This window comes from Candidatus Methanoperedens nitratireducens, from assembly GCF_900196725.1.
GTDB lineage: Archaea > Halobacteriota > Methanosarcinia > Methanosarcinales > Methanoperedenaceae > Methanoperedens > Methanoperedens nitroreducens_A.
The window spans coordinates 1-5,582 of record NZ_FZMP01000152.1; the positions used below are offsets into that span (position 1 = coordinate 1).

General features: G+C 37.8%; 7 protein-coding genes. 5 read left to right on the forward strand and 2 right to left on the reverse strand.

Annotation, left to right across the window (positions count from 1 at the left end):
* Nucleotides 1-1,263 (reverse strand): group II intron reverse transcriptase/maturase (ltrA, locus tag MNV_RS10190; protein WP_096205762.1); only part of this gene is annotated, 1,263 nt, incomplete at its 3' end.
* 504 nt (nt 1,264-1,767) lie between these two features.
* On the opposite strand from ltrA, the gene MNV_RS19055 reads away from it, so the two are divergent.
* The 5 genes from MNV_RS19055 (at nt 1,768) to MNV_RS21340 (ending at nt 4,643) form a co-directional block, all read left to right on the forward strand.
* Nucleotides 1,768-1,974, forward strand: coding sequence for a hypothetical protein (locus MNV_RS19055; RefSeq protein WP_143311731.1), 207 nt, complete (start codon nt 1,768-1,770; stop codon nt 1,972-1,974).
* 385 nt (nt 1,975-2,359) lie between these two features.
* Nucleotides 2,360-3,178 (forward strand): tyrosine-type recombinase/integrase, encoded by an 819-nt coding sequence (locus tag MNV_RS10200; protein WP_096205765.1) that lies wholly within the window; start codon nt 2,360-2,362, stop codon nt 3,176-3,178.
* On the forward strand, nt 3,120-3,320 hold the full coding sequence (locus MNV_RS21085) for a tyrosine-type recombinase/integrase (RefSeq protein ID WP_096205767.1): 201 nt from the start codon (nt 3,120-3,122) through the stop codon (nt 3,318-3,320). Before MNV_RS10200 ends, MNV_RS21085 begins: the two co-directional genes overlap by 59 nt.
* A 228-nt stretch (nt 3,321-3,548) precedes the next feature.
* Nucleotides 3,549-3,839, forward strand: a complete 291-nt coding sequence (locus MNV_RS10210) for a radical SAM protein (protein ID WP_096205769.1) — start codon at nt 3,549-3,551, stop codon at nt 3,837-3,839.
* Nucleotides 3,840-4,145: 306 nt separating this feature from the next.
* Entirely contained in the window at nt 4,146-4,643 is a 498-nt protein-coding gene (locus MNV_RS21340; RefSeq protein ID WP_096205771.1) for an SPASM domain-containing protein, read from the forward strand.
* Here the strand turns inward: MNV_RS21340 and MNV_RS10220 are convergent.
* Nucleotides 4,640-5,582 (reverse strand): hypothetical protein (locus MNV_RS10220; protein WP_218837983.1); only part of this gene is annotated, 943 nt, incomplete at its 5' end. The genes MNV_RS21340 and MNV_RS10220 overlap by 4 nt on opposite strands.

Consider the following 5,582-nt stretch of genomic DNA (forward strand, 5'->3'; position numbering starts at 1 on the left):
AAGAAACTGATCCCAGTTGTAGCTTTTCCTCTGGCTTCGTCTGTTTATCCACTTGAAGACAGTTCTCACGGTATTATGATAGAAGTTCTTTAGGCATCTAAAGTTGCCGCTCATTCCATAATATTGGTAATGTCCGAGCAACTTACTTCCCAACAACTTCCACCATTCTTTCAGTTCAGCACGATTTCGGATATGCTTTAACCATACGTTCATATCTTTCATCTTGTTTGTATACTTCTTGCGTGATGTCTTTCGCCCAAGCTTGAATTTGCCTCTTCGAGTCTTATCACAAAAATGTGTAAAGCCCAGAAAGTCAAAGGTTTCACAAGTAAAGCCGTATTTCTTTGCCTTCTGACACGTACATCGTCCGAACTCAATGATCTTACTCTTTTCTTCAGATATTGTAAGCCCGAACTTACTCATTCGCTGCCTTAGTGCAACTCCAAAAATCCTGGCTTCTTTCTCGTTTTCGAAACAGACAACGAAGTCGTCCGCATATCTCACGAGTACGGCAAAACCATTAAGCTGAGGAATCACTTCAGACTGAAACCATGCGTCTAGCACATAGTGAAGGTATACATTGGCAAGAACTGGGCTCAGTACGCCACCTTGTGGCGTTCCTTGTTCCGTTTCAAAGTATATCCCTTCTTCCATTATGCCAGACTTTAAGAAACGGCTAATCAACCGTAACAGGTTTGTATCCACAATTCTATTTTTCAGAAATTCCATCAAATATTTGTGGTTTACTGTGTCAAAGAACTTCGATATGTCCATGTCCACAATAAAGTTAACCGGGTATTTCATGATGATCTTGTCTATCTGTTTTAGAGCATCATGACAGCCCCGATTTGGACGAAAACCGTAGGACATATCCATAAAATCCTGTTCAAATATCGCTTCGAAAATCTTCTTTATTGCCATCTGGACGATTTTGTCCTCAACAACAGGGATTCCGAGTGGTCTTTTATCGCCGTTTGGCTTTGGGATATAGACACGTTTGACCGGTTTTGGTTTGTACTGTTTTGCTTTAAGTTTTGCTACGAGATCGGCTATGTTTTCATCTAATTGTTCTTCATATTCATTTACTGTTATTCCGTCAATACCGGGAGATTTGTTTTTCTTTAGCTCCATGAAACATTCTTTTAGAAAATCCTCTGCAAGTAAATGTGCTAATGACGTAAACTTACATTTCGGATCTTCTTTTGCTTTTAAAGCTATAACCTGTATCGCTTTTTGAGTCTTAGACGTTAGTTTTGTTGCCATCTTATTTTCACCTCTGAGTGTGTTAGATGTGACCCTAATGTCACTCGTACTTCTGTCAGTCCCTTCCCTCCACAGGAATTACCCTGCTTCAACAGTACTACGAACTGATCCGACTCCCGGAATGCTGTTTGCAATATCTTACCGTTTATAGGCTTAATATCGCATACTCCCCCTTTTTTTTGGGAGAGCATCCTGGGTCTCCCGAGTTCCCATATTCACCGTTTGATACCATGCTGCGGTCTTAGACCCCGTTGGATTCACAGCACCTTGCCGTTCGCAGCTCTCTGCTATATTCCAAGACCGGAGATGCTTAATTTCGGTGATGTGATTGCTGCCTTCCGTTACACAGAGAACGTCGGCTTCCAAGATCAACAGAATTTCGGGGCTTATAACCTTCACATCCATTATATTGCGGCCTGGTATCCCTTCCCCCCAGCTTCACATTCGGTCTGTTACCAGACAGGGTGTGGGGTTCAGTTCTGAGGTGGCGGCTAGCCTTTCCTCATGCTGGATTTGCACCAGCTGGCGACTACGAACTTTGCTCGGCGCGCCCGCGTTATCCGCGCAATCAGCGTTCCATCTCACGATTTTTCTCTTCTCCAGTGCCATGCCGGCAAAAGTGCGTTGAATGTGAGCATAACCGGAAGGAACGGCGCCGCCTTTAGAGGAGAGAGGGGCATGTTATTTTCGGCGCAAGTTATTTTATGGTGATGCCTTACTCATTGAAGATGTGGGGATATCCAGCCTCCTTTTATAGGGAAATGCTCCTTGTTTTCCATTCATAAGTTAAATCCTGCCTGATATCCATGCACATCTTTTTCCAACCGCTCGATACAAAAAAGGGAGATTGTGGGAGTAAATATTTATTCATGAATTTCATTTCTGTTAATTAATCTGGTTTAGATTGGCAACAATAAAAGCCATAGGATAGAGAGTAAAAGTATTCAAAAATGGCAAATCAAGAAAATCCTATTACCTGTTGACAATCAATAGACCGATGATTATAGTATTTTTGCATTAACTTAGGGAAAAAAACTTCCTTATTAGTTTTTGATCGAAGGATGTCTATCTGTATGAAAATAAAAGAGATGATAAAATGAAAATCGAGTCTTGTGTCGAGACATTCCTAAATGCAATAGTTGTGGATAGAAATTTATCTGAAAGGACATTGGAAGCCTATAAGAGTGATTTAAAGATCTTTAGTCAAATATTCAAACAAAGAGAGATCGAAGAAATTACTACGGAAAATGTGAGAGAATTCATCGAGCTATTAGAAAAGAACCATCATTACAAAGATTCGACCATTAAAAGAAAAATAGCTACACTCAAAGTGTTCTTTAATTTTGTTGAACAAGAAGGAGTAATCGCTGATTCGCCTACAAGGAAGATAAGGCAAAAATATAAAATTGCCAAACGATTGCCCAAGGTATTGTCTGAAAGAGAACTTAAAAAATTATTAATGGCATCCTATAATGAAATAAAATTCTTACAGGAGCCAGAGGAAAAAAGGAGCGACTCAGACTTAAAAAATAATAATCTGATTAGAGCTTATCGTGATTGCGCAATATTGGAAATCCTGTTCTCCACGGGTATGCGTATTGGTGAATTAGTAATGCTAAATGTTAATGACATAAAGCCCCAGGAAAGAACTATTCTAATCTTTGGAAAAGGTAGAAAAGAACGGATAATTTATATTTCGAGCGATGAGGTATTGAATGCTATAAAAGAATACCTAATTCATAGAAAAAATATTCAAACAGATGTGCAGGCACTTTTTTTAAATAGAGATAAGAAAAGACTAAGCATATATTCCATTGAGAATATCTTCCAAAAATATTGTAAAGAAGGCAAAGATCATGAACCACTATACACCGCATTGCTTGAGACACACTATGGCAACAATGTTGTTGTATAATGGAGCTGATATACGAGCAGTCCAAGAGATTCTGGGGCATGCAAGCGTTATTACGACTCAAATATATACTGAAGTTTCACAAAAACACAAAAAGAAAGTATTGACAAAATTCAACGCGAGAAATAGGATGAGCTTGTCATAGAGTGTTTTATCTCGTGTCGCTATACTTTTTCGGAAAATATTTCTAAAATAATAGAGAATATTGATTTTGGGATAAGACACTCGATAATTATAATGCTGTTTAGAATTGAAGCGCTCAGCTAATTGTTTTTTCGAAGCAGATTCTTAGTCGATAGTCTAAATTGTTAACCACGATTATGGTTCCTATCATATCAAAATAACTTGAAATTATTTTAAATAAGGATTACATATGTGGGAAGTCTTTCTAAATGTTACCGGTGGTTGCAACTTAAATTGCAGATACTGTTATGAAACGGATAGGACGACAGAAAAACAGCATCCATTGAGTGTTTGTAATTATACAATAAACGACGTTCTGACATTATTAGAAAAACTCTCAGAATATAAAGATTCTATCTATGTTTATTTTTATGGCGGAGAACCGACATTAAAGCCAAAACTGCTCGAAGAGTGGAGCTCAAAAATAAAAGAAAAGTACCCAAGTGTAAATCAGGTTTACATACAAATGGTTTGCTTTTAGATACGTTGTCAAATCATTCTTTGACAATATTGAGGTTATTCTTCTTTCAGTAAACATGGAATCAAAGGTTGCATATGGATCTAGAGATTTCTATGTAGCCACTGTGCGAAAAACATAGAATGGGTAAGAAATATCACAGAAATCCCGGTAATCCTTCGCCTCACCTATACATCAGATAGCCATTTCCTTGAGACCTGTTTCCTGTTTGAGGATCTCTCAGATGCAGTATATTGGCAAATCACTAGCATTCAGGATAATGACATCGAGCAAACCATTCTTAACTATTATACCGACATTTCTTTGCTGATGAATAAGTGGTTTAGCCAATTACAGAAACCTACAAATCCTCAATATATTCCTTTCGATTATGCATTTCTCGTCACATCAAATACTTCTGAATTTAAAGAAAATACAGCCCCGTGTGGTTTTGGGCGATCCATATTATTTGTTGATTTGGATGGGACAATATACGCTTGTCCCGAAATAATGCAAGACGTACAAGAAAAAATAGGACATATAAGAACTGGATTTGATTTGAAACCAACAAATGACATGTTTATTGAGATACTGGAAAAGTGTGGTAATTGCATAGCAAAGACTTATTGCCGAACTAGGTGCCCTAATATGCATCTTAAATCATCTATTGCTACTCAAGAACATATATGCAAAGTAACCAGGAATATACTTGAGGAATTCCTTAGATACAAGGAGAAATTAGATGATTCTGTGAAGAAGCGTTATCTCAGTCGTATCAGAGCCCCTCAGATACGTCGCTTTATGGGTATTGTGGAATGCGTTCCTTAAGGCTTCAATAAAAATAGGACTGCTACAGGTACTTTCGCAGAATGTCCGGGAACATCTATTTCAATTATAGCATCACTTGAGCTGCAGACGGAGTCATGTCCTAAATTTGTCCTAGGTAGGTCAAGAGGAATTAAAGGGGATCTTGGTTTCTTAGGTACATAATAGACCAGGAAACCACAATTCCCATCAGGTCCAATGTATTTAGCTATTTGTTCCAAATTCTTTTTAATTTGTTTCGGGTACCGCCAGAGTTTGCACTCTATAATTACAAATTTTTGGTTGCTACAGGGAACCAGAATATCTGCTATTCCACCTCCATGATGTGCTTCCGTTAGTGTTAAAGGTTTGTAACCTGCCATGACAGAAACAATTAAATTTTTAAAATCTTCTTCCAGCGAAATTTTCCTAATGTTCTCATAAACCATTGATGACAAATGTGCAAAAGCATTTAGAAGAGACATCCCCTTGTCACAGTTAGGAAATAGATGTTCACCTAATCCAAAACATACTGGTTTTGCTTCTGATCCAACAGGATTCCCCAACAGCAAGCTCTCATCTGCATAGGCAGCCCTCAGCCCTAATAATTCTTTGATGAATTTTTCAATTATTATTGAGGGATACAATGACATGTCGCGGAGAAAATCCCAATTTAGCTCAAGACCTTCAAGATGTATACTTTTTATAATTTCTACTAATTCATTCAAATTCTCTAAAGTTCCAGCTGATCTATTACCATTTTTTATGGCCCTAGCTATAGAAAATGATATGATGTCGGCTCTATACAATCCATCTAAAATATCTAATATCCTAGAAAGACCAGCTTTTTCGAATGAAACCAATCCTTTGTAAATCAAGGTAGTCAATCCCAGATTTTTCAATAAAGTATGGTAGGTAACTACTTTTTGTGCGCTATCATGGTAGTCCATTTTATGTGGAGTG